The 18,917-nt window shown below is 62.9% G+C and carries 16 protein-coding genes and 1 riboswitch; of the genes, 10 read left to right on the top strand and 6 right to left on the bottom strand.

Annotated elements, in window-relative coordinates; all coding sequences use genetic code 11:
* Positions 1-62: 62 nt before the first annotated feature.
* The 4 genes from ftsE (at position 63) to AC1RLZ_RS28570 (ending at position 3,309) form a co-directional block, all read left to right on the top strand.
* Positions 63-722: a cell division ATP-binding protein FtsE gene (gene ftsE, locus AC1RLZ_RS28585; RefSeq protein ID WP_493191406.1), complete on the top strand. Its 660-nt coding sequence runs from the start codon at positions 63-65 to the stop codon at positions 720-722.
* 8 nt (positions 723-730) lie between these two features.
* A complete protein-coding gene (locus AC1RLZ_RS28580) occupies positions 731-1,702 on the top strand; it encodes a cell division protein FtsX (RefSeq protein WP_371423767.1) in 972 nt (323 codons plus the stop codon).
* 81 nt (positions 1,703-1,783) lie between these two features.
* A complete protein-coding gene (locus AC1RLZ_RS28575) occupies positions 1,784-2,509 on the top strand; it encodes a YdcF family protein (RefSeq protein ID WP_493191405.1) in 726 nt (241 codons plus the stop codon).
* A gap of 26 nt (positions 2,510-2,535) precedes the next feature.
* A complete protein-coding gene (locus AC1RLZ_RS28570) occupies positions 2,536-3,309 on the top strand; it encodes a lysophospholipid acyltransferase family protein (protein WP_493191404.1) in 774 nt (257 codons plus the stop codon).
* Positions 3,310-3,367: 58 nt separating this feature from the next.
* On the opposite strand, the gene AC1RLZ_RS28565 is transcribed toward AC1RLZ_RS28570, so the two are convergent.
* Positions 3,368-3,925 carry a gamma-glutamylcyclotransferase gene (locus tag AC1RLZ_RS28565; protein WP_493191403.1) on the bottom strand — a complete coding sequence of 186 codons (558 nt, stop codon included), beginning with the start codon at positions 3,923-3,925 and terminating at the stop codon, positions 3,368-3,370.
* Positions 3,926-4,051: 126 nt separating this feature from the next.
* On the opposite strand from AC1RLZ_RS28565, the gene AC1RLZ_RS28560 reads away from it, so the two are divergent.
* Positions 4,052-5,242: a DUF2125 domain-containing protein gene (locus AC1RLZ_RS28560; RefSeq protein WP_493191402.1), complete on the top strand. Its 1,191-nt coding sequence runs from the start codon at positions 4,052-4,054 to the stop codon at positions 5,240-5,242.
* A gap of 69 nt (positions 5,243-5,311) precedes the next feature.
* Here AC1RLZ_RS28560 and AC1RLZ_RS28555 read toward each other — a convergent pair whose 3' ends face one another.
* From AC1RLZ_RS28555 to AC1RLZ_RS28545, 3 genes are read right to left on the bottom strand one after another with little or no spacing between them, the layout of a single operon-like run.
* On the bottom strand, positions 5,312-6,256 hold the full coding sequence (locus AC1RLZ_RS28555; RefSeq protein WP_493191401.1) for a prephenate/arogenate dehydrogenase family protein: 945 nt from the start codon (positions 6,254-6,256) through the stop codon (positions 5,312-5,314).
* Positions 6,253-7,350, bottom strand: a complete 1,098-nt coding sequence (hisC, locus tag AC1RLZ_RS28550) for a histidinol-phosphate transaminase (protein ID WP_493191400.1) — start codon at positions 7,348-7,350, stop codon at positions 6,253-6,255. The genes AC1RLZ_RS28555 and hisC overlap by 4 nt, the downstream gene beginning before the upstream one ends.
* A 26-nt stretch (positions 7,351-7,376) precedes the next feature.
* Positions 7,377-8,228 (bottom strand): chorismate mutase, encoded by an 852-nt coding sequence (locus tag AC1RLZ_RS28545; protein ID WP_493191399.1) that lies wholly within the window; start codon positions 8,226-8,228, stop codon positions 7,377-7,379.
* Positions 8,229-8,432: 204 nt separating this feature from the next.
* Positions 8,433-8,512: riboswitch (SAM riboswitch) on the top strand.
* 88 nt (positions 8,513-8,600) lie between these two features.
* Here AC1RLZ_RS28545 and metX point away from each other — a divergent pair.
* The 3 genes from metX (at position 8,601) to AC1RLZ_RS28530 (ending at position 11,479) form a co-directional block, all read left to right on the top strand.
* Positions 8,601-9,803 carry a homoserine O-acetyltransferase MetX gene (metX, locus tag AC1RLZ_RS28540; RefSeq protein ID WP_493191398.1) on the top strand — a complete coding sequence of 401 codons (1,203 nt, stop codon included), beginning with the start codon at positions 8,601-8,603 and terminating at the stop codon, positions 9,801-9,803.
* A 2-nt stretch (positions 9,804-9,805) separates the two neighbouring features.
* A complete protein-coding gene (gene metW, locus AC1RLZ_RS28535; protein WP_493191397.1) occupies positions 9,806-10,492 on the top strand; it encodes a methionine biosynthesis protein MetW in 687 nt (228 codons plus the stop codon).
* A gap of 342 nt (positions 10,493-10,834) precedes the next feature.
* Complete coding sequence (locus AC1RLZ_RS28530) at positions 10,835-11,479, top strand: TIGR02594 family protein (protein ID WP_493191396.1); 645 nt, start codon at positions 10,835-10,837, stop codon at positions 11,477-11,479.
* Between the two features lie 174 nt (positions 11,480-11,653).
* Here AC1RLZ_RS28530 and AC1RLZ_RS28525 read toward each other — a convergent pair whose 3' ends face one another.
* Positions 11,654-12,427, bottom strand: coding sequence for an MOSC domain-containing protein (locus tag AC1RLZ_RS28525; RefSeq protein WP_493191395.1), 774 nt, complete (start codon positions 12,425-12,427; stop codon positions 11,654-11,656).
* A gap of 231 nt (positions 12,428-12,658) precedes the next feature.
* Between AC1RLZ_RS28525 and clpB the strand changes: the two genes are divergently transcribed.
* Together clpB and AC1RLZ_RS28515 are read left to right on the top strand one after the other, a co-directional pair.
* The gene (gene clpB, locus AC1RLZ_RS28520; RefSeq protein ID WP_493191394.1) at positions 12,659-15,298 is read left to right on the top strand and encodes an ATP-dependent chaperone ClpB; all 2,640 of its coding nucleotides are present in this window, start codon (positions 12,659-12,661) and stop codon (positions 15,296-15,298) included.
* A gap of 74 nt (positions 15,299-15,372) precedes the next feature.
* Entirely contained in the window at positions 15,373-16,011 is a 639-nt protein-coding gene (locus AC1RLZ_RS28515; protein WP_493191393.1) for an NAD(P)H-binding protein, read from the top strand.
* Positions 16,012-16,109: 98 nt separating this feature from the next.
* Here AC1RLZ_RS28515 and AC1RLZ_RS28510 read toward each other — a convergent pair whose 3' ends face one another.
* Positions 16,110-18,173, bottom strand: a complete 2,064-nt coding sequence (locus AC1RLZ_RS28510) for a peptidoglycan DD-metalloendopeptidase family protein (RefSeq protein ID WP_493191392.1) — start codon at positions 18,171-18,173, stop codon at positions 16,110-16,112.
* Positions 18,174-18,917 lie beyond the last annotated feature (744 nt).

The following is an 18,917-nucleotide window of genomic DNA, read 5'->3' as shown; positions in this document are numbered from 1 at the left end:
CGGCCGCACAAGCATTTGACCGTCTTTTTGAGGCTTTTTGAACCCATCGAACGGAGCTGAATGTGGTCCGGTTCGAAAATGTTGGTTTGCGCTACGGGCTTGGCCCGGAGATTCTGCGCGACCTCAGTTTCCAGATCCCTGCGCATTCGTTCCAGTTCCTGACCGGCCCGTCGGGTGCCGGCAAGACGTCGCTGCTGCGCCTGCTGTTCCTGTCGCTGCGGCCGACCCGCGGTCTGGTCAATCTGTTCGGCCAGGACATCTCGCTGCTCGGCAAGGACGAGATCGCCGACTTGCGCAAGCGCATCGGCATCGTGTTGCAGGATTTCCGTCTGCTCGACCATATGACGACCTATGAGAATGTCGCGCTGCCGTTCCGGGTGATGGGCCGCGAGGAATCGAGCTATCGGCGCGAGGTCATCGATCTCCTGAAATGGGTGGGTCTGGGTGACCGCATGGATGCGCTGCCGCCGATCCTGTCGGGCGGCGAGAAGCAGCGCGCTGCGATTGCGCGCGCGGTGATCGCACGTCCCATGCTGCTGCTGGCGGACGAGCCGACGGGTAACGTCGATCCGACGCTGGGCCGGCGTCTGCTGCGGCTGTTCATCGAACTCAACAAGTCGGGAACCGCGGTGATCATCGCGACTCATGACATTACGTTGATGGACCAATATGACGCGCGGCGCATGGTGCTGCATCAAGGCCGGCTGCATATCTATGAGTAGGCAAACCTATGAGTAGAATCGGCGAAGAACACGGCCCGCTGATGGACCTCGGCACCGATCGCCCGCAGGTCCCGGCGAAGGCGCGCAATGCATCCCCGATCGTGCCGCGCGGTTCGATCGCCGGCCGCGCGCTGGTTGCTGTCGTCGCCATCATGACGTTCCTCGCCTCCATCACCACGGGCGCGGTATTGCTGATCAGCGCGTCGGCGTCGGAATGGCAATCGGAAGTCGCCAGCGAAATCACTATCCAGGTGAAGCCGCAGGGTGGCCGCGATCTCGACCGCGATACGCAGGCGGTGACCGACGCCATTCGCGGCCAGCCGGGGATTGTCGAGGTGCAGCCCTATAGCAGGGAGCAATCGGCGCAGCTGCTGGAGCCGTGGCTCGGCACGGGATTGTCGCTGGATGATCTGCCTGTGCCACGCGTCATCATTGCGCGCGTCGCGCCGGGGACGGCGCTGGACATCATCGGCCTGCGCAAGCGGGTGACGCAGGCCGTGCCCTCGGCCAGTGTTGACGATCACCGCGCCTGGGTCGAGCGGATGCGCTCGATGACATCGGCAACGGTGCTGGCCGGGCTCGGCATCCTTGCACTCGTCATTATCGCGACCATTATCTCCGTGTCCTTTGCGACGCGCGGCGCGATGGCGGCGAACCGGCCGATTGTCGAGGTGCTGCATTTCGTCGGCGCCGGGGATCGCTATATTGCCAACCGCTTCTTCCGCCACTTTCTGCGGCTTGGGCTGCAGGGCGGTATCATTGGCGGTGGAGCCGCGATGCTGATGTTCGGGTTTTCCGAGTCGATCGCGAGCTGGTTTTCCGGCACGCCGGTGGGCGACCAGTTCGCCGCGTTGCTGGGGACGTTCTCGCTGCGGTCATCGGGATATCTCGCAGTGGCGGGGCAGGCGCTCCTGATTGCGGGAATCACCGCATGGGCATCGCGTCGCACATTGTTCTCGACGCTGAACGATATTGAGTAATGCGCCGTACGGCGGGCCCCGGCATCGCCAAACCGTCGGAAAATACCTAAGATTGTCGTCAAAGGACTGAACGCGACATCAATGACCTTGCTCGACGACCAGGACACCACGGAGATGCCCGTTGCCGCGCCACCGCGGCGGCGCGTGATCCGTGCGGCGATCGTGGTCACCTTCGCGCTCTCCTTCATGGTCGGCGCCATCGGCTTTGTCGCGTTTCTCGCGCAACTCCGCAGCGGCGAGTTGAAGCCGTCGGCCAATGCCGATGGCATCGTGGTCTTGACCGGCGGGTCGTCGCGGGTCGCGGATGCGCTGGAATTGCTTGCCAGTGGTTTCGGCAAGCGGCTGTTGATCTCAGGCGTGCATCCGACCAATGGCGCCGCCAATATCTCGCGCACGCTGCCGGACAGCCAGCGGCTGCTGGATTGCTGCGTCGATCTCGATCGGTCCGCCGTCAACACCCGCAGCAACGCGGTGGAGACCAAACGTTGGGCTCGTGAGCGCGGCTTCAGGTCGCTGATCGTTGTGACCTCGAATTATCACATGCCGCGCGCCATCGTCGAAATGTCGCACGAGATGCCGGATATCGAGCTGATCCCGTTCTCGGTCATCGGCGAGAAATGGCGCGACGAACCGTGGTGGACCAGTGGCCCGACGCTGCGGTTGCTGCTATCGGAATATGTCAAATATCTCGCGGCCGAAGTGCGGGTGCGGCTGGCGAATATCGGGATCGACCTGATGCCGGATTCGGCTGGCGACCAGCAGGGCGATGCGCCGCCGCGCAAGCCGGCGACGGCTTCGGCGAATTGAGCTGCAACTGACCTGATCGGATCACCATGACTTCGATATTCGTGCGTTCGTTGATCTACAACGTGCTGTTCTATGTGCTGCTGGTGTTCTGGATCTTGGTGGCGATCCCGACCTTCGTGATGCCGCCGCGCGCCTTCATGGCGATCGCGAAAGCGTGGGCGACCAGCAGCATCTGGCTGATGCGCGTCGTCTGCAACACGAAGGTTGATTATCGTGGTCTCGAGAAAATCCCGGCAGGGCCGCTGGTGGTCGCCTCGAAACATCAATCGATGTGGGAAACCTTCGCGCTGATGCCGTTCTTCGACCGGCCGCTGTTCATCTACAAGCGCGAGCTCGGGCAGATTCCGTTCTTTGGCTGGTATCTGAAGAAGTCGAAGATGATCGGCGTCGATCGCGATGGCGGTGCGCGTTCGCTCATCGATATGGCCAAGCGCGCCACCGAAGAAATCCAGCGCGGCCGTCAGCTCATTATCTTTCCCGAGGGCACGCGTCGGCCTGTCGAGGCACCCCCGGATTACAAACCCGGTGTCGCGCAGATCTACGCCAAATCCGGCGCGCCGTGTCTGCCGGTGGCGCTGAATTCCGGCCTGTTCTGGCCGCGCCGCACATTCCTGCGTTATCCCGGCACGCTGGTGGTGGAATTTCTCGATCCTCTGCCGCCCGGCATGCCACGCAAGGAATTCATCGCGGCGATCAGCACGTCGATCGAGGCTGCCACAGATCGGATCGTTGCTGAAGCGCGTGCTGAGCAGGCGACGATCTTCGGACGCGTGCCGAATGTGGCGGTGAAGGAAAGCTGAGCCTGCTTCCTTCCCTTCTCCCGCAAGGGGAGAAGGGGGAGAACGCGCCAGTGGTCAACTACTCATGCAGCATCGCCGCGAGTTGATGCAGCTGGGCATCGCGAAAACCTTCGGCCTCGATGGCTTTCACGGTCGAGAGCACGTAATCGCGGTTCAATCCGGAGCGGCCGTGGCCCTGCCGCACGAAGTGCAATTGCTCGCTGAGGCTCAGACGCCCCGCATACTGCACATGGCCGCGATCCACCACATAGGCCAGCGCGCTGACGCGGGTCCGCGCCGTGTCGTCGAGCCAGACCGAGCGCATCACCTCGCGATAGACGTGGGTGGTCTGCTCGCGCTCCCGCAGATAGGCGATCGTGTCATGGCGCAGCTTGGCGGCCACGCGGAAGGCGATGCCACGGCAGGCGCCGCCGCGGTCCAGGCCAAGCACCAGGCCGGGCTTTTCCGGCGTGCCACGGTGGTCGAAGGAATAGACGCAGAGCGCCCGATGTTCGCCGATCAGCCGGGCCGGGACCTGTTCGATGAACTCGAAGCCCGGCCGCCACATCAGCGAGCCATAGCCGAACACCCAGAGATCGCTGTCGGAATCGGGTTCGGCGGTGATTTTCGCGGTCATGGTGCCGACCTAGCAGAAACCTTGGGCCCGGGCGATCCGGATTTCCTGCAACGTGGCCCTGCGACAGCGGATAACCTCATGAAAGGGATCGCCGATTTGACAAAATCATGCGATCTACGTCCGGCCATGTCCGAATATGCACAGCCCACCCAGCGCCGTCTCTGGCCGATTTTCATCCTGCCCGTCATCATCGTCGTCCTCGCGGCGGCGTGGAGCGGCTTCTGGTTCTATGCCGCGTCCAAGGTCGACGAAAGCGTCGACATCTGGCGTGCCCGCGAGGCTGCCGCTGGCCGCGTCTATGACTGTGCCAACCGCTCGGTCTCCGGCTTCCCGTTCCGGCTGGAAGTCCGCTGCAGTGGTGTCAGCGTGTCACTGACGTCGCAGACCGCCACCCAGAATGCGACGCAGATTCCGATTACCGCGAAGCTCGGCGAAATCCTGGTGGTCGCGCAGATCTATACGCCGCGGCTCCTGATCGCTGAATTCACCGCGCCCGCCGTCCTGTCCGACCGCGGCCAGCCGGCGATGGTGATGAACTGGGGCTCTGCGCGCAGCAGCATCACCGGCCTGCCCGGAACGCCTGACAGCGCCGATATCGTGTTCGACGATGTGTCGCTCGATCGCTTCGCGGGCTCGGTGCAGGCGCCGACCGCGCGTGCCAAACATGTCGAATTGCACGGCCGCACGGCGGCGAGTTCGACGCCGGACAAGCCGGTGATCGAGACGGCATTGCAGATCAGAAGCGGCAGTATTGCCGATGTTCATCCGATCCTTGCCGCCCCGTTCGATGCCGATATCCGCGCATTGCTCAGCGGCCTCAAGGATATTTCGTCCAAGCCCTGGCCGGTGCGGTTCCGCGAGCTTCAGGCTGCAGGTGGACGTGTCGAGATCGTCCAGTCGCGCGTCCAGCAGGGCGAGATCATCTCACTGGCAACAGGCTCATTGGGGCTGACCGCTGCAGGCAATCTTGACGGCGAATTGCAGATGACCGTGGCCGGCCTCGACAAGGCCGTTGCGGCCCTTGGCATCGACAAGCTGCTGGAAGTTGGCGTACCGCAGGAGACGCTCGATCGACTGGCGCCGGGCGTGAAGTCGCAGGACGTCAATAATATCCTGGGCGCGCTGGACCGTGCGATTCCCGGCCTTGGCAATTTCGCGCGCAAGAATGCCGGTGCAGGCCTCACCGCCGGAGTCAATTCGATCGGTTCACCGGCGACGCTCGAAGGCAAGCCGGCGCGGTCGTTCCCGCTGAAGTTTGTCGATGGTGCTGTGTTCTTCGGCCCGCTGCGCGTGGCGCAGATTCCGCCGCTGTTTTAGAGGCGGGCCCAAGAGATCATAGGATGGGTCGAGCGTCTTCGCGAAACCCATCCTGCGACCATGAGGGCTTTAGCTCTCGCTCTTCTTCGTCAGCGCCTGATGCTTGCGCCCGAAGTCCGGCGCCGCTTCATCCTGACCAATACTGACGATGCCGCGGCGGATCGCACGCGTCCGGGTGAAATGTTCGAACAGCGCATCGCCGTCATCGCGGCGGATCGCGCGCGTCAGCTTCGACAGGTCTTCCTGGAAGGTGCCGAGCATTTCCAGCACCGCGTCCTTGTTGGCGAGAAACACGTCGCGCCACATGGTCGGGTCTGATGCTGCGATACGGGTGAAATCGCGGAAACCGCCCGCGGAGAACTTCAGCACTTCCGAACGAGTCACGTCTTCGAGCTCGTCGGCCGTGCCTACGATTGTATAAGCGATCAGATGCGGCAGATGGCTGGTGACTGCGAGCACCAGATCGTGATGCGCGGCCTGCATGATCTCGACATTGGCGCCCAATGCAGCCCAGAAACCGGTGAGCTTCTCGACCGCCGCGGAGTCCGCGCCGTCGGGCGGCGTCAGAATGCACCAGCGATTGATGAACAGTTCCGCGAAGCCGGAATCCGGCCCGGAATTTTCGGTACCGGCGACAGGATGCGCGGGAATGAAGTGCACGTTGTCCGGCAGATACTCCGCCATGGCATGCAGCACGGAAGCTTTCACCGAACCCACGTCGGAGACGATCGCACCGGGCGCAAGATGCGCCGCGATGCTCTTGGCGACGTCACCTGCCACACCGACAGGAACGCAGGCGATGACCAGATCGGCATCCTTCACCGCGCTTGCATTGTCGTCGGCGATGCGGTCGGCGAGCTTGATCTCGGCAGCGCGCAGGCGCACGGCCGCTGAATTGTCGGTGGCGACCAGTTCTCCGGCAAGGCCGAGCTGCTGGATGCCGCGCGCCAGCGACGAGCCGATCAGGCCGAGCCCGATCAGCGCGATGCGTTTGAACGGCGGCGTCGTGGTCATTTCGCCGCCATGAATTCGCGCAGGTTCTCGATCACGAGGTTGTTGGCTTCCTCGGTGCCGATGGTCATGCGCAGGGAGTTGGGCAGGCCGTAATTGACGACAGCCCGCAGCACCAGGCCACGCTTGGTCAGGAACGCATCGGCATCGGCCGCGGTCTTGCCCGGCGTGGTCGGGAAATGCATCAGGACGAAGTTCGCCACGCTCGGAGTTACCTTGATGCCGAGTTTGCCGATCTCTTCCGTCAGCGTGTCGCGCCACTTCGCGGTGAAGGCGCGCGACATTTCGACATGTGCGGTGTCCTCGATCGCCGCGACGGCGGCGAGCATCGCCGGTGCCGAGACGTTGAAGGGACCGCGCACGCGGTTCATCGCGTCCACAATGTGCGCCGGGCCGAACATCCAGCCGATCCGCAATGCGGCGAGGCCGTGCACCTTGGAGAAGGTGAAACACACCACGGTATTCTCGGTGGTCTTCGCCAGTTCAAGGCCGCTGTCGTAGTCATCCTTGGTGACGTAATCCGAATAGGCGGCGTCGAGCACCAGCAGCACGTTTTCCGGCAGGCCGGCGCGCAGGCGCTTGATCTCCGACGACGGCAGATAGGTGCCGGTCGGGTTATTCGGGTTGGCCAGCCACACCAGCTTGGTGCGCGGCGTCACGCATTTCAGGATCGCATCGACATTGCAGGTGAAATCGGTTTCCGGCGCGACCACATTGGTTGCGCCGTTGCCCATCGTGGCGATCGGATAGACCAGAAAGCCGTGGGTCGTCGAAATCGCCTCGTCGCCGGGACCGAGATAGACGTGGGCGATCAGATTGAGAATTTCATCGGAGCCGGCGCCGCAGATGATGCAGGCCGGATCAAGGCCGAAGCGGCGGCCGATGGCCTCGCGCAGCACCTTCGATGTGCCTTCCGGATAGTCCTCGAGATGCGTCGCAACACTCGCGAAAGCTTCCCTGGCGCGCGCCGACGGACCGAACGGGGTCTCGTTGGCAGACAGCTTGAACACCTTGCGGCCGGGCTCGGCCACCGGGCTCTTGCCAGGGGTGTAGGGGGCGATTTCGAGAATGCCGGGCTTCGGCACGGGACGGGACATCTTCAACTCCGGAACGTCAGATTGGCTTACGAGCGCGGTGCGCCGCTGGCGGGCACGGTATAGCGGGTTGCGTGGCTGCCGACGAGCGCCGTGGAGCGCACCGAGGCTCCGGCCTCGATCAGCGCCGACTTGATCTTGTCGAGGCTCGAGGCCGAGGTGATCGAGATCAGCAGCGCTGCACCGTCAAAGGCAGTATCCGGCACGGCGACGATTTCCGCCAGCGGCGACAGCGCGCGCGCAGTCTCGGCATTCCAGCCGGACACCCGTACGCTCCACATCTCGACCTCTGTCACCATGGCGCTGTCAGCGACGCGCGACACCACAAACACGGGCAGCGCCGCCGGATGGTCGGCGCGTTCGATGAAGGGCAGGCGCGCGATGATCTTCGGCGCGCCCTGGGCTTCCAGCGGGATCCACCACGGCGTGCGGCTGGACGTCGCCGAGACCAGCGCGAGATCGCCCTTGGACTTTGCGACCGCCTCGACCGCTGCCGCTGCGCTGAAATGCGCAACGTAAGGCACGGTGAAGCCGAAGTGAAAGCGCGCGGAGTCCCGCATCGCGCTCTCGCCGAGCGACAGATCCGCATGCACCGAGAACGGCGCCTGGACATAAGTAAAAGTCGAGATGATCACCCGCCAGATGCTCTCGACGGTGTCGATCGGCAGGATGCCGCGATGGCGCTGGACCAGACGGCGCATCATGTCGGCCTCACGTGCCGGGCGGAAGGCGGAGCCGACTTCCTGGGTCTGCTTCACCGAGATCAGCCGGTCGATGATGTCGCCGCGCTGCATCAACAGGGCGTGAACCTGCGCGTCGATGCTGTCGATCTCTTTGCGCAGTTCGTCCAGCGAGGGCGGAGCGGGTGGTAATTTCGACATGTTCAAAACCTTCGGGACGGGAGGCGTGATAGGTCCCGTCAAGCTTGCCTGGCCGGCTCCCGGGGAGCCGGCGGGCACGGCCATTGATTAGGTAAGACGGTGCCGGAAAGCAAAGAAAACATGGAAGATTTGGCCGCAGGGCAGTTGGGCAATTTGACCGGGGTATGCCCATATTGACGGCAGGCGGGTGTGGGACTAGTTTCTGGGCTCTTCCGTGGTCATTTGAGCCGGCCGGCTTGCAGCCACGTTAAACAACTCGCTAAACAGGCCGGGGACAGTTTGATCCCGGCCGAGCTATTTGTTCAGGCCGGGTTTTTTTATGGCCTGATTCCGGTTTTGGTTTGAGAACCTCCTGAGGAGGCCGGTATCAAGATGGTAAATGTCGAACTGGTGAAGAGTCCGGTTGTCCGCCCCGATGAGCGTGGACATGAAGCAGATCATCCGACCTCCCTGGTCGCGGGTTTTGGTATGGATCAGCCGCTGCGGCTCGATTGCGGCATCGACCTCGCCCCGTTCCAGATTGCCTATCAGACCTACGGCACCCTCAATGCCGACAAATCCAATGCCATCCTGGTCTGCCACGCTTTGACCGGCGATCAGCATGTTGCCAATCCGCACCCGGTCACCGGCAAGCCGGGCTGGTGGCAGACACTGGTTGGTCCCGGCAAGGCGCTGGATACCGAGCGCTACTTCATCATCTGCTCGAATGTACTCGGCGGCTGCATGGGCTCGACCGGCCCGGCCTCGACCAATCCCGCGACTGGAAAGATTTGGGGGCTGGATTTCCCGGTCATCACCATACCCGACATGGTCCGCGCCCAGGCGATGCTGATCGACCGTCTCGGGATCGAGCAATTGTTCTGCGTCGTCGGCGGCTCCATGGGCGGCATGCAGACGCTGCAATGGACCGCGGCCTATCCGGAGCGCGTGTTCTCGGCGCTGGCCGTTGCCTGCAGCACGCGGCATTCGGCGCAAAATATCGCGTTCCATGAATTGGGTCGTCAGGCCGTGATGGCCGATCCCGACTGGCGCGGCGGGCGCTATTTCGAGGAAGGCACGCATCCGCATCGAGGCCTTGGCGTCGCGCGCATGGCTGCGCATATCACTTATCTGTCGGATGCCGCCTTGCACCGCAAGTTCGGTCGGCGCATGCAGGACAGGGAATTGCCGACATTCTCCTTCGACGCTGATTTTCAGGTTGAAAGCTATCTGCGCTATCAAGGCTCGTCCTTTGTCGAGCGCTTCGACGCGAACTCCTATCTCTATCTGACGCGTGCGATGGACTATTTCGATATCGCGGCTGACCACAACGGCAAGCTTTCGGAGGCGTTTCGCGATACGCAGACGCGCTTCTGCCTGATGTCGTTCACATCAGACTGGCTGTTTCCCACTGCGGAATCGCGCGACGTCGTGCATGCGCTGAATGCCGGTGGCGTGCGCGTTTCCTTTGCGGAGATCGAGACCGACAAGGGCCACGATGCCTTCCTGCTCGACGTGCCGGAATTTCTCGATATCGCCGATGCATTCCTGAATTCCGCGGCCTCCGTGCGCGGCCTGCCTGTTACGGGGGCATAGAGATGGCGTTTCCACAACAGACCTTGCCGCTGAACTCTGCGGTGGCGACGCCGGCGCCGCGCGGTACGCAGGATTATCGCGGCGATCACCTCCTGGTCGCGGAGATGATCAAGCCGGGCTCGAAGGTGCTGGACGTCGGCTGCGGCGACGGCGATCTGCTGCAGCTGCTGGAGAGCCGCGGTATCGACGGCCGCGGCATCGAATTGTCGCGCGAGGGCGTCAACCGCTGTGTCGGCAAAGGCCTCGCAGTCGTGCAAGGCGACGCCGATACGGACTTGATCAACTATCCCGACGATGCATTCGACTACGTGATCCTGTCGCAGACGCTGCAGGCGACGCGGCAGCCGCGCGTCGTGCTGGAAAATCTGCTGCGTATCGGCCGCAGCGCCATCGTGTCGTTTCCGAATTTCGGCTTCTGGAAGATGCGCGTGCAGCTGCTTGTCGGCGGTCGCATGCCACGTACGGAGAATCTGCCGGCGACGTGGTACGACACGCCGAACATTCACTTCTGTACCATCAAGGATTTCGTTGTGTTGTGCGACGAGATCAATGTGAAGATGGAGCGCGCGGTCGCGCTCGATCTCTACGGCCGGCCGTTACGTCTCAATGCGCCGTGGTGGTTCTGGAACATGTTCGGGGAGCAGGGCGTTTTCCTGCTGAGCCGCGCAGGTAAATCCGCTCAGTCGTGATCGCGTGTGGATTTCTGCAGGATGGAAGCAGAAATACCGCGTTCTGCGCGATGTTTTCGCCGTGTATCGCAAGGCGATGCACGCTGGGGGTGCGCATAAAAAGCTAATTTAAATAGGTAATAGGGGCGTGCCTTGCGCGGAGCGGGCGGCTGCCATGTCTATACGTATTGCAACCGTTGAAGTTGAGGCGATTCACTCTGTTGTCGCCGTTAAAAAAAACGTCATCTGCACCGTTAGAGGTCTTGTTATCGCCATACCAACTTCGTTACCACGCCCGTCCCGATTGTTGGCCCGCGTATTTGGGCCGATGGGGTTCGGGGGTGTTAAGAGGAAAAATTTGGTATGGTTCAGTTCTTTGCGTATCGCCGTGCACTTCGCATCTCGGCTCTTGCGGTGTGTTCGGCGGCAGTTCTCGCGTCAGTCTCTCCTGCGTCTGCACGACCCCAGCACGGCGCCTCGCGTCACTCGCATCACGTCGGCAAATACACACACAGTGCTCGTCATCACGTCCGGCATCGCGCGCGTTATGCGCGGCACAGGGCCGAATCCACGCAGCAGGCGCCTTCGTTCGGCGATTCCGCGAATTTCAATAACGCCAATGCAAGCATGAACCAGCCATCCGGCGGCTTCGGCGGTTCGGGTATCGTTGACGCTGCGCGCAGCTTCATCGGTCGCGGCAATCCGACGGCGCGCGGTCGCTTGTGGTGCGCAGCGTTCATGAATCTCGTCTTGAAGCGCACCGGCCATCAGGGCACCGGTTCGGATATGGCGCGCTCGTTCTCGAGCTACGGCCAGCGTGTCTCCGGTCCGCAGGTCGGCGCCATCGCGGTGATGTCGCGCGGTCGTCGCGGCGGTCATGTCGGCGTCGTCTCGGGCGTCGATGCCAAGGGCAACCCGATCATCGTCTCCGGCAATCATGGCAACCGCGTTGCGGAGTCGGTCTATTCGAAGGGCCGCATCTACGCTTACGTGATGCCGACGAGCTGATCTCTGCATCGCCCCCTCTCCCCTTGTGGGAGAGGGTGGATCGAGCCGCGAAGCGGTTCGATCCGGGTACCACAGGCCCCGCGCCCAGCATGACCCCTCATCCGGCACGACCTCCGGCCGCGCCGCCTTCTCCCGCAAGGGGAGACGGAAAAAAGATGAGCGTGCTTTTGGCCTCTACTCTTCCGCTACAATCTCATCACCTGCGGCGATCGTGCCGCCGGTGATGACCTCGGCGTAAATTCCGCAATCGGCATGACCGTAGGTCTGCAGCAGCGTTTTCGGAATCGTCAGATCCCGCGCGGCCGTGTCCGGATCGACATTGGTCGCGGCGCATCTCACGATCCGCTTCACGACCTTGAGCCGGGTGCCGCCGATAGCCAGCGTCCGGTCGATCAGTTCGAATTCGTGCCAGGCCGGCCAACCCGTCACATGCAGGTTGCCGCGAAAGCGCAGCGGATGCACCGGCTGCCCGACGGTCTTTTCGAGATCGGCCACGCTGGCGAGGTTGATGATCGAGACGACCTTGCGCGGCACGTCCGAAAAGCTGTGCCCGTCCGCGAACAGCACCTTGGGCGGCCCGCGTAACTCACCAGCAAAGTTTCCCGCAAAAAACGCTTCGATCTCTGCGCGTCCCTCGGCCGTCCGCAGGTCGGCTCGTACGGCCTCGCTATTGTCCTGCCGGATCGTCAGCGTATGGCTGGCGTCGTCGTAATGGCTGCGCAGCGCCGCGAGGCGCTCGTTGCGCATCAGCATCAGAAACTGGGTCTTCGGAAAATATTGCGGTGCCGCCGGGTCAAATCCGATCGGGCCGTTCTCGATGGCATAGCGCCGATCGGCCGGGAGGGTCTGGCCGGGCGTCAGTGCCACCTCCGTCAATGGTTCGGGCGTCAGGCCCTTCACGGGATAGCGGTAGATGCTGGCAACGCTGGCGCAAGGCTGTTCGGGCATGGTTCCGGTCTTAAGAGATTTTGGCCCGTGGCGCCATTGCCTGGCCGATTGGAATTTTATGCGGACCCCTTCCGTTTTGGGAACCCACTGCCCACATTTCCATCAAGCTGGTTTTGACGCCAACGACGACTGCGGCCGATTGACGACAATCAATGCGGCCCGTGGAAACCCAATGAAGATGCCCCATCTGTGCTTTCGAGGCGGACAGGGCAGGCCGAGGGACAACATACAATGAATATTGAGAAATACACCGAACGGGTGCGCGGCTTTATCCAGTCGGCGCAATCATTGGCCGTGCGCGAGGGCCATCAGCAATTCTCGCCGCTGCATATCCTGAAAGTACTGCTGGACGACAGCGGGGGTCTGGCCGGCGGCCTGATCGACCGCGCCGGCGGCAACTCCCGCGCCATCCTGAAGGCGACGGAAACCGAGCTGGGCAAGATACCCAAGGTCTCGGGCGCAGGGGCCGGTCAGGTCTATCTGGCGCCGGCGACCGCCCGCGCGTTCGACGCAGCCGAACAGGCGGCCGACAAGGCCGGCGACAGTTTCGTCACCGTGGAGCGTCTGCTGCTCGCGCTTTCGCTCGACAAGGATTCGGAGGCCGGCAGTCTGCTCAGCAAGGGCGGAGTCACCCCGCAAAATCTCAATGCCGCGATCAATGCGCTGCGCAAGGGCCGCACGGCGGATTCCGCCACGGCCGAAAACGCTTATGACGCACTGAAGAAATATGCCCGCGACCTGACCCAGGCCGCGCGGGACGGCAAGCTCGACCCGGTGATCGGCCGCGACGAGGAAATCCGCCGCACGATTCAGGTATTGTCGCGGCGAACCAAGAACAATCCCGTGCTGATCGGCGAACCCGGCGTTGGCAAAACCGCCATCGTCGAGGGCCTCGCGCTGCGCATCCTCAATGGCGACGTGCCGGAGAGCCTGAAGGACAAGAGCCTTCTCTCGCTGGATCTCGGCGCTCTGATCGCCGGCGCGAAATATCGCGGCGAGTTCGAGGAGCGGCTGAAGGCCGTGCTGGGCGAGGTGACCTCGGCCGAGGGCGGCATCATCCTGTTCATCGACGAAATGCATCAGCTGATCGGCGCCGGCAAGGGCGACGGCGCCATGGACGCGTCGAATCTCCTGAAGCCTGCGTTGGCGCGCGGCGAGCTGCATTGCATCGGCGCCACCACGCTCGACGAATATCGCAAGCATGTGGAGAAGGACGCGGCGCTGGCCCGGCGTTTCCAGCCGATCTTCGTGGCTGAGCCCACGGTGGAAGACACTGTGTCGATCCTGCGCGGCTTGAAGGACAAATACGAACAGCATCACGGCGTCCGCATCACGGACTCCGCGCTTGTGGCTGCCGTGACGCTGTCGAACCGCTACATCACAGACCGCTTCCTGCCGGACAAGGCCATCGACCTGATGGACGAGGCTTCGGCGCGCCTGAAGATGCAGGTCGATTCCAAGCCCGAAGAACTTGACTCGATGGACCGCGAGATCGTCCGGCTCAAGATCGAGCAGGAGGCGCTTGGCAAGGAAACCGATGCCGGCTCGAAGAGCAGGCTCGAAACGCTTAAGAAGGAACTCGCCGAGCTCGAGGAGAAATCGGCGGCGCTGACCCAGCGCTGGTCGGCCGAGAAGAACAAGCTGTCGAATGCGCAGAAGCTCAAGAGCGAGCTCGATGGCTTGCGCCTTGAACTCGCCGATGCACAGCGCCGCGGCGAATATCAACGCGCCGGCGAACTGGCCTATGGCCGGATTCCGGAGCTTGAAAAGCGGCTGGCCGATATCGAAGCCAACGAGAATGCCGGCGAGATGATGGAAGAGGCGGTCACCGCCAACCACATCGCGCAGGTGGTCTCGCGCTGGACCGGCGTTCCCGTCGACAAGATGCTGGAAGGCGAGAAGGACAAGTTGCTGCGGATGGAGCTGAGCCTCGGCGAACGCGTCGTCGGCCAGGCCGAAGCGGTGCGTGCGGTAGCAACGGCCGTGCGTCGTTCACGCGCGGGCTTGCAGGATCCGAACCGGCCGATGGGTTCGTTCATGTTCCTCGGCCCCACCGGTGTCGGCAAGACCGAGCTGACCAAGGCGCTGGCCTCGTATCTGTTCGACGATGACACCGCGATGGTTCGCCTCGACATGTCGGAATATATGGAGAAGCACTCGGTCTCCCGTCTGATCGGCGCGCCTCCGGGCTATGTCGGCTATGACGAGGGCGGTGCGCTGACCGAAGCTGTCAGGCGTCGGCCCTACCAGGTCGTGCTGTTCGACGAGATCGAGAAGGCGCATCCGGACGTGTTCAACGTGCTGCTGCAGGTGCTCGACGATGGCCGCCTGACCGATGGTCAGGGCCGCACTGTCGATTTCCGCAACACGCTGATCATCATGACGTCGAATCTCGGCTCGGAATTCCTGGTCAACCAGCCCGAGGGCGAGGATACGTCTGCAGTTCGCGATCTGGTGATGGGCAATGTCCGCGCGCATTTCCGGCCGGAATTCCTGAATCGCGTCGATGAGATCATCCTGTTCCACCGCTTGCAGAAGAGCGAGATGGGTCGGATCGTCCAGATCCAGTTCGCGCGGCTCGCCAAGCTGCTGGAAGATCGCAAGATCACGCTGGTGCTGGAGGACGAGGCCCGCGACTGGCTCGCCGACAAGGGATGGGATCCCGCCTATGGCGCCCGTCCCCTTAAGCGGGTGATCCAGCGCAACGTCCAGGATCCGCTGGCCGAGATGATCCTCGCCGGCGACGTCAAGGACGGCGACCATGTCGACATAAGCGCCGCCGGCAACGTCCTGACCTTCAACGGCAAGGCGGCGCGGACCGCGGAGATCGCCGAATTCGAGGCGCCGGTGTCGAAGCGGCATCTGAACTGAGCGGTTTGACGTAACCTGAATGAGCGGCCTGAATCTTTCGGTTCAGGCCGCTTTTATATTCTCGGGAGCCATTTATGACCCGCATTCTCGTCGCCGGTGCCACTGGTCTCGTCGGCCGGCATGTCATCATCAAGGCGCTTGCCGACAGTCGGATCACGCGCGTCGTTGCGCCGACGCGTCGGCCGCTCGAGGCGCATGCGAAGCTCGACAACCCACTGGTCGATTTCGACCGGTTACCAGCCGAGGCCGACTGGTGGGACGTCGATGGTGTCATCTGTGCGCTCGGCACGACGCGTGCCAAGGCCGGCTCGGATCAGGCGTTTCGCGTCGTGGATTATGATTACCCGCTCGAAATCGCCCGGCTGGCGCACGAGCACGGCGCTGGCCGTTTCGCACTGAACTCCTCACTCGGCGCAGATGCACGCTCAAAGCTGCTTTATCCGCGTACCAAAGGCGAAGTGGAGGAAGCGCTGAAGGCGACGGGCTTTCCGTCTTTGACGATTGTGCGGCCGGGCCTGATCGGCGGTGACCGCGATGAATTCCGGCTGGGCGAACGCATCGCGGCAGCGGTGCTCGGTATCTTCGGTCCGGTCCTGCCGCGCAGCTATCGGATCAGCCCCGCCGACAAGATTGCCGATGCACTGATTGAGGCCGCCGTGACAGGCGCGCCCGGCGTTCACCTGATCGGGTCTGCAGAGCTCGCCGCGGATTGATCGCCAGACCTCAGCGTCCCTGCTGCCGGCCTCGGCCGGCGTCAGGCATGCCCGCGCGGCATCGGTCTGATGCGCAGAACCAGGCGAAAGGTACGGATTTAGCGGCTGGTTATGGGCCGTGCTGGTGGTACCGCGCCGGTCACGCCGGCATCTGACACGCGGGCACCCGGGCCACGCATGGTCATCTGACCGTCGATCCGGTCACGTTCCTTCTCGAAGCCGGCCATCATCGGACCTTCGAGCGAGCGGCCGCGCGGCAGCTTCACGCGCATCGGATCGACGAAGCGGCCGTTGACCAGGATTTCGTAGTGAACGTGAGCGCCGGTGGACATGCCGGTCGAACCGACGAAGCCGATGACCTGGCCCTGCCGCACGCGCTTGCCGGGCTCCATGCCCTTGGCGAAGGCCGACATATGACCGTAGGCGGTTTCGTAGCCGTTGTTGTGCTTGATGCGGATATATTTGCCGTAGCCGCCTTCCCAGGCGGCCTTTTCGATCACGCCGTTGCCGGATGCGAAAATCGGGGTGCCGTAGGGCGTCGACCAGTCCACGCCGGTGTGCATCTTGGTGTAGCCGAGGATCGGGTGGCGGCGTCCGCCGAAGCCCGAACGCATGATGGCGTTATTGACGGGTTTGCGGACCAGGAACTTCTTCGCGCTCTTGCCGGTCTCGTCGTAGTAGTCGACGACCGAGTCGTCCGCGGTCTGGAAGCGATAATATTTCTTGGTTTCGCCGCCCACCGTGAGCGAAGCGAACAACACTTCGGTCTTTTCGGTGATGACGGCGCCTTCGTCTTCGCCGGCAAAGAACACATCGAACGAGTCGCCGGGCTGTACTTTGCGCTGGAAATCCACGTCGTAGGAGTAGATCCGGATCATGTCCTCGATGACCGTAGTCGGGACCTTGTTGCGCAGCGCCGTCTCGTAAATGCTCTGATAGAGCCGCACGCCGGTGCCGTCATCCTCCTCGTCGTCCTCCGACGCGCTTGGCGCTTCGGCGACGGTGTTCATGCTGGAGACATCGACAGCGACGTATTTGCCGAGATCCGAGAGGGCGGCGACCGCCTCGATGGTGGAATCGTTGGCGACGATCACGCGGTAGGGCTGCAAACGCTGGCCGGGTCCGGCCGGCGACATCAGAATTCGAACTTTCTGGCCTTCCTTCAGTCCGCCGTCGCGGCCGCGGGCGCCCAGCGTCGTGGCGATGGCCTTGGCTTCCTCGGGCATCGCGCCCTGGTCGCGCAGGATCGTCAGGATGGTGTCGCCCTTCTTGACGATATGGATACGCTCGCCATTCGGGTTGCCACCGGTCGCCTGATCCTTGGTCTTGGCCAGCAGGGTGACGTTTTCCGGTACGATACGGGTTTCGAAGCCGGCATAGGGATCGGCCGTGGTGCCTTCGGCGGCATAGGCCATCTTCATGTCGGGCTGTCCGCCGAGATCGCCGCTAGCGCTGGCGACTGTCGTGTACCGAACGCCGGTATTGCCGCGCCAGTGGGAGGCGTCGCGCACGCGCATCAACACTTCATCGATGGCAACGCTGGCGCCGATCTTGGCTTTAGGCAGCACCTGACCGAGATCGCGGGTGACGAAGGAGACTTCGGCATCGGGCTCTACGGCATTCGGATTGACCGCGGCGTCGTCGCTGTTCGGAGTGGGGCTGCCGACATCGGTCAGCAGGCGCTGTGCATTGAAGGGCGGGATCTTGGCGCTGAGATCGCTGGTCGCCATCACCAGATTGCCGGAGATGCGGATGAAGGGCCGCACGCGCATCACGTCGCGATTGCCGACGCGGGTCACGGTAGAGACTTTGAGCACCTGACGCGCGGCGGAAGCTTCGCTCGGCGGCGGCAGACGGTCGGCCTTATGCAGGCTGGCTTGTTTGTCGGTGGCACTAAAGGCGCCGCGCAGCGCGCCTTCGACACGTTCGGGTACTTTGGCAAAGGTCATCTCGCCGTCGAGCGAAGCAAAAACGGCGCCGCCGATCAGGGCCGCGCCGCAGAGACCTGTGAGGATAGTACCGCTGAACCATTGTACCGAGACGCGACGGCGATCGATCACCGCAGCTTCGGAGCCGTCAACGGATAGCGGCGGCTCGTGGCCGAGATCGATCATCCCGGTCTCACGATTATAGGCGCCGCCGCGTGACAGTCCGTGATTCAAGCCGACATCCCCCGAATTCCCAGCATCATGCGAAGAGTCTTCCCCAGGCACATCGCATCGACGGTCGAACAGTGCGCGCCAAAATGCTGGCCGAATGGACGAACGTCAATGCCGCAAACTCTTTCGCTCTCTTCTCGGCCCGGAAGCGCGGTGCGATGACGCAGCTCATCCCTCCGGGGAGGCCAGCGAGCCCAGATCCCGTCCGACCGACCCCAAAAAGTTTCAGGGGCGACGCAGAATCTTTGCTCAAGGCATGCTCAGAACGTCGGAGGAATGTGGCTCTTGTACGGCGTCACCCCTGAAAAACCTACGCTTTTTGCCCCGCAGCGCCTCTTCCACAGCACGTGACGATTTTCTGACGAAGGGCGTTGACAGTTTCGGGTGAGGGGGCCTATAACCCGGCCACTGAGCGCGGCGGCGCCGGGGCCCACCGGCCCGGGCGGTTGTCTGTGTCTCGGAAGCTCATCACCGCGAAGAGTGCTTCAGTAGCCGATAGGTGTCGGCTGCTGGTCTGTTGTCGGGTGATTGTGCGACAAGAATTTCTCCCTTGGTGGAGAGTGACGTTTCGGCGTCGGGCTGTTTGACAAGTTAAATTGAAGAAAGAGAAACGTGGACGGCGGAGTCCTTGCGGGTCTTGTTTGACGGAGCTTCGGCTTTGTCGGCGAGGCCGGACGAAAGACTTCGGCGGTACACGTTTTGAACAAAGGTTAACACCATCGTTGCCAGCGCTGTGAAGCGCAGGCA

The organism is Tardiphaga sp. GW822-FHT04G09, from assembly GCF_058800725.1.
The sequence above is the reverse complement of the archived record's forward strand: the minus strand, read 5'-3'. Positions and strand labels throughout refer to the sequence as shown.

Bases quoted from the DNA above. Each gene is read 5' to 3' on its own strand.
- metW (WP_493191397.1), top strand. From the start codon at position 9,806: ATGGCGTTTCCACAACAGACCTTGCCGCTGAACTCTGCGGTGGCGACG.
- AC1RLZ_RS28565 (WP_493191403.1), bottom strand. From the start codon at position 3,925: ATGACCGCGAAAATCACCGCCGAACCCGATTCCGACAGCGATCTCTGG.
- hisC (WP_493191400.1), bottom strand. From the start codon at position 7,350: ATGTCCCGTCCCGTGCCGAAGCCCGGCATTCTCGAAATCGCCCCCTAC.
- AC1RLZ_RS28515 (WP_493191393.1), top strand. From the start codon at position 15,373: ATGACCCGCATTCTCGTCGCCGGTGCCACTGGTCTCGTCGGCCGGCAT.
- AC1RLZ_RS28545 (WP_493191399.1), bottom strand. From the start codon at position 8,228: ATGTCGAAATTACCACCCGCTCCGCCCTCGCTGGACGAACTGCGCAAA.
- AC1RLZ_RS28570 (WP_493191404.1), top strand. From the start codon at position 2,536: ATGACTTCGATATTCGTGCGTTCGTTGATCTACAACGTGCTGTTCTAT.
- AC1RLZ_RS28580 (WP_371423767.1), top strand. From the start codon at position 731: ATGAGTAGAATCGGCGAAGAACACGGCCCGCTGATGGACCTCGGCACC.
- clpB (WP_493191394.1), top strand. From the start codon at position 12,659: ATGAATATTGAGAAATACACCGAACGGGTGCGCGGCTTTATCCAGTCG.
- metX (WP_493191398.1), top strand. From the start codon at position 8,601: ATGGTAAATGTCGAACTGGTGAAGAGTCCGGTTGTCCGCCCCGATGAG.
- AC1RLZ_RS28525 (WP_493191395.1), bottom strand. From the start codon at position 12,427: ATGCCCGAACAGCCTTGCGCCAGCGTTGCCAGCATCTACCGCTATCCC.
- AC1RLZ_RS28530 (WP_493191396.1), top strand. From the start codon at position 10,835: ATGGTTCAGTTCTTTGCGTATCGCCGTGCACTTCGCATCTCGGCTCTT.
- AC1RLZ_RS28560 (WP_493191402.1), top strand. From the start codon at position 4,052: ATGTCCGAATATGCACAGCCCACCCAGCGCCGTCTCTGGCCGATTTTC.
- AC1RLZ_RS28575 (WP_493191405.1), top strand. From the start codon at position 1,784: ATGACCTTGCTCGACGACCAGGACACCACGGAGATGCCCGTTGCCGCG.
- AC1RLZ_RS28555 (WP_493191401.1), bottom strand. From the start codon at position 6,256: ATGACCACGACGCCGCCGTTCAAACGCATCGCGCTGATCGGGCTCGGC.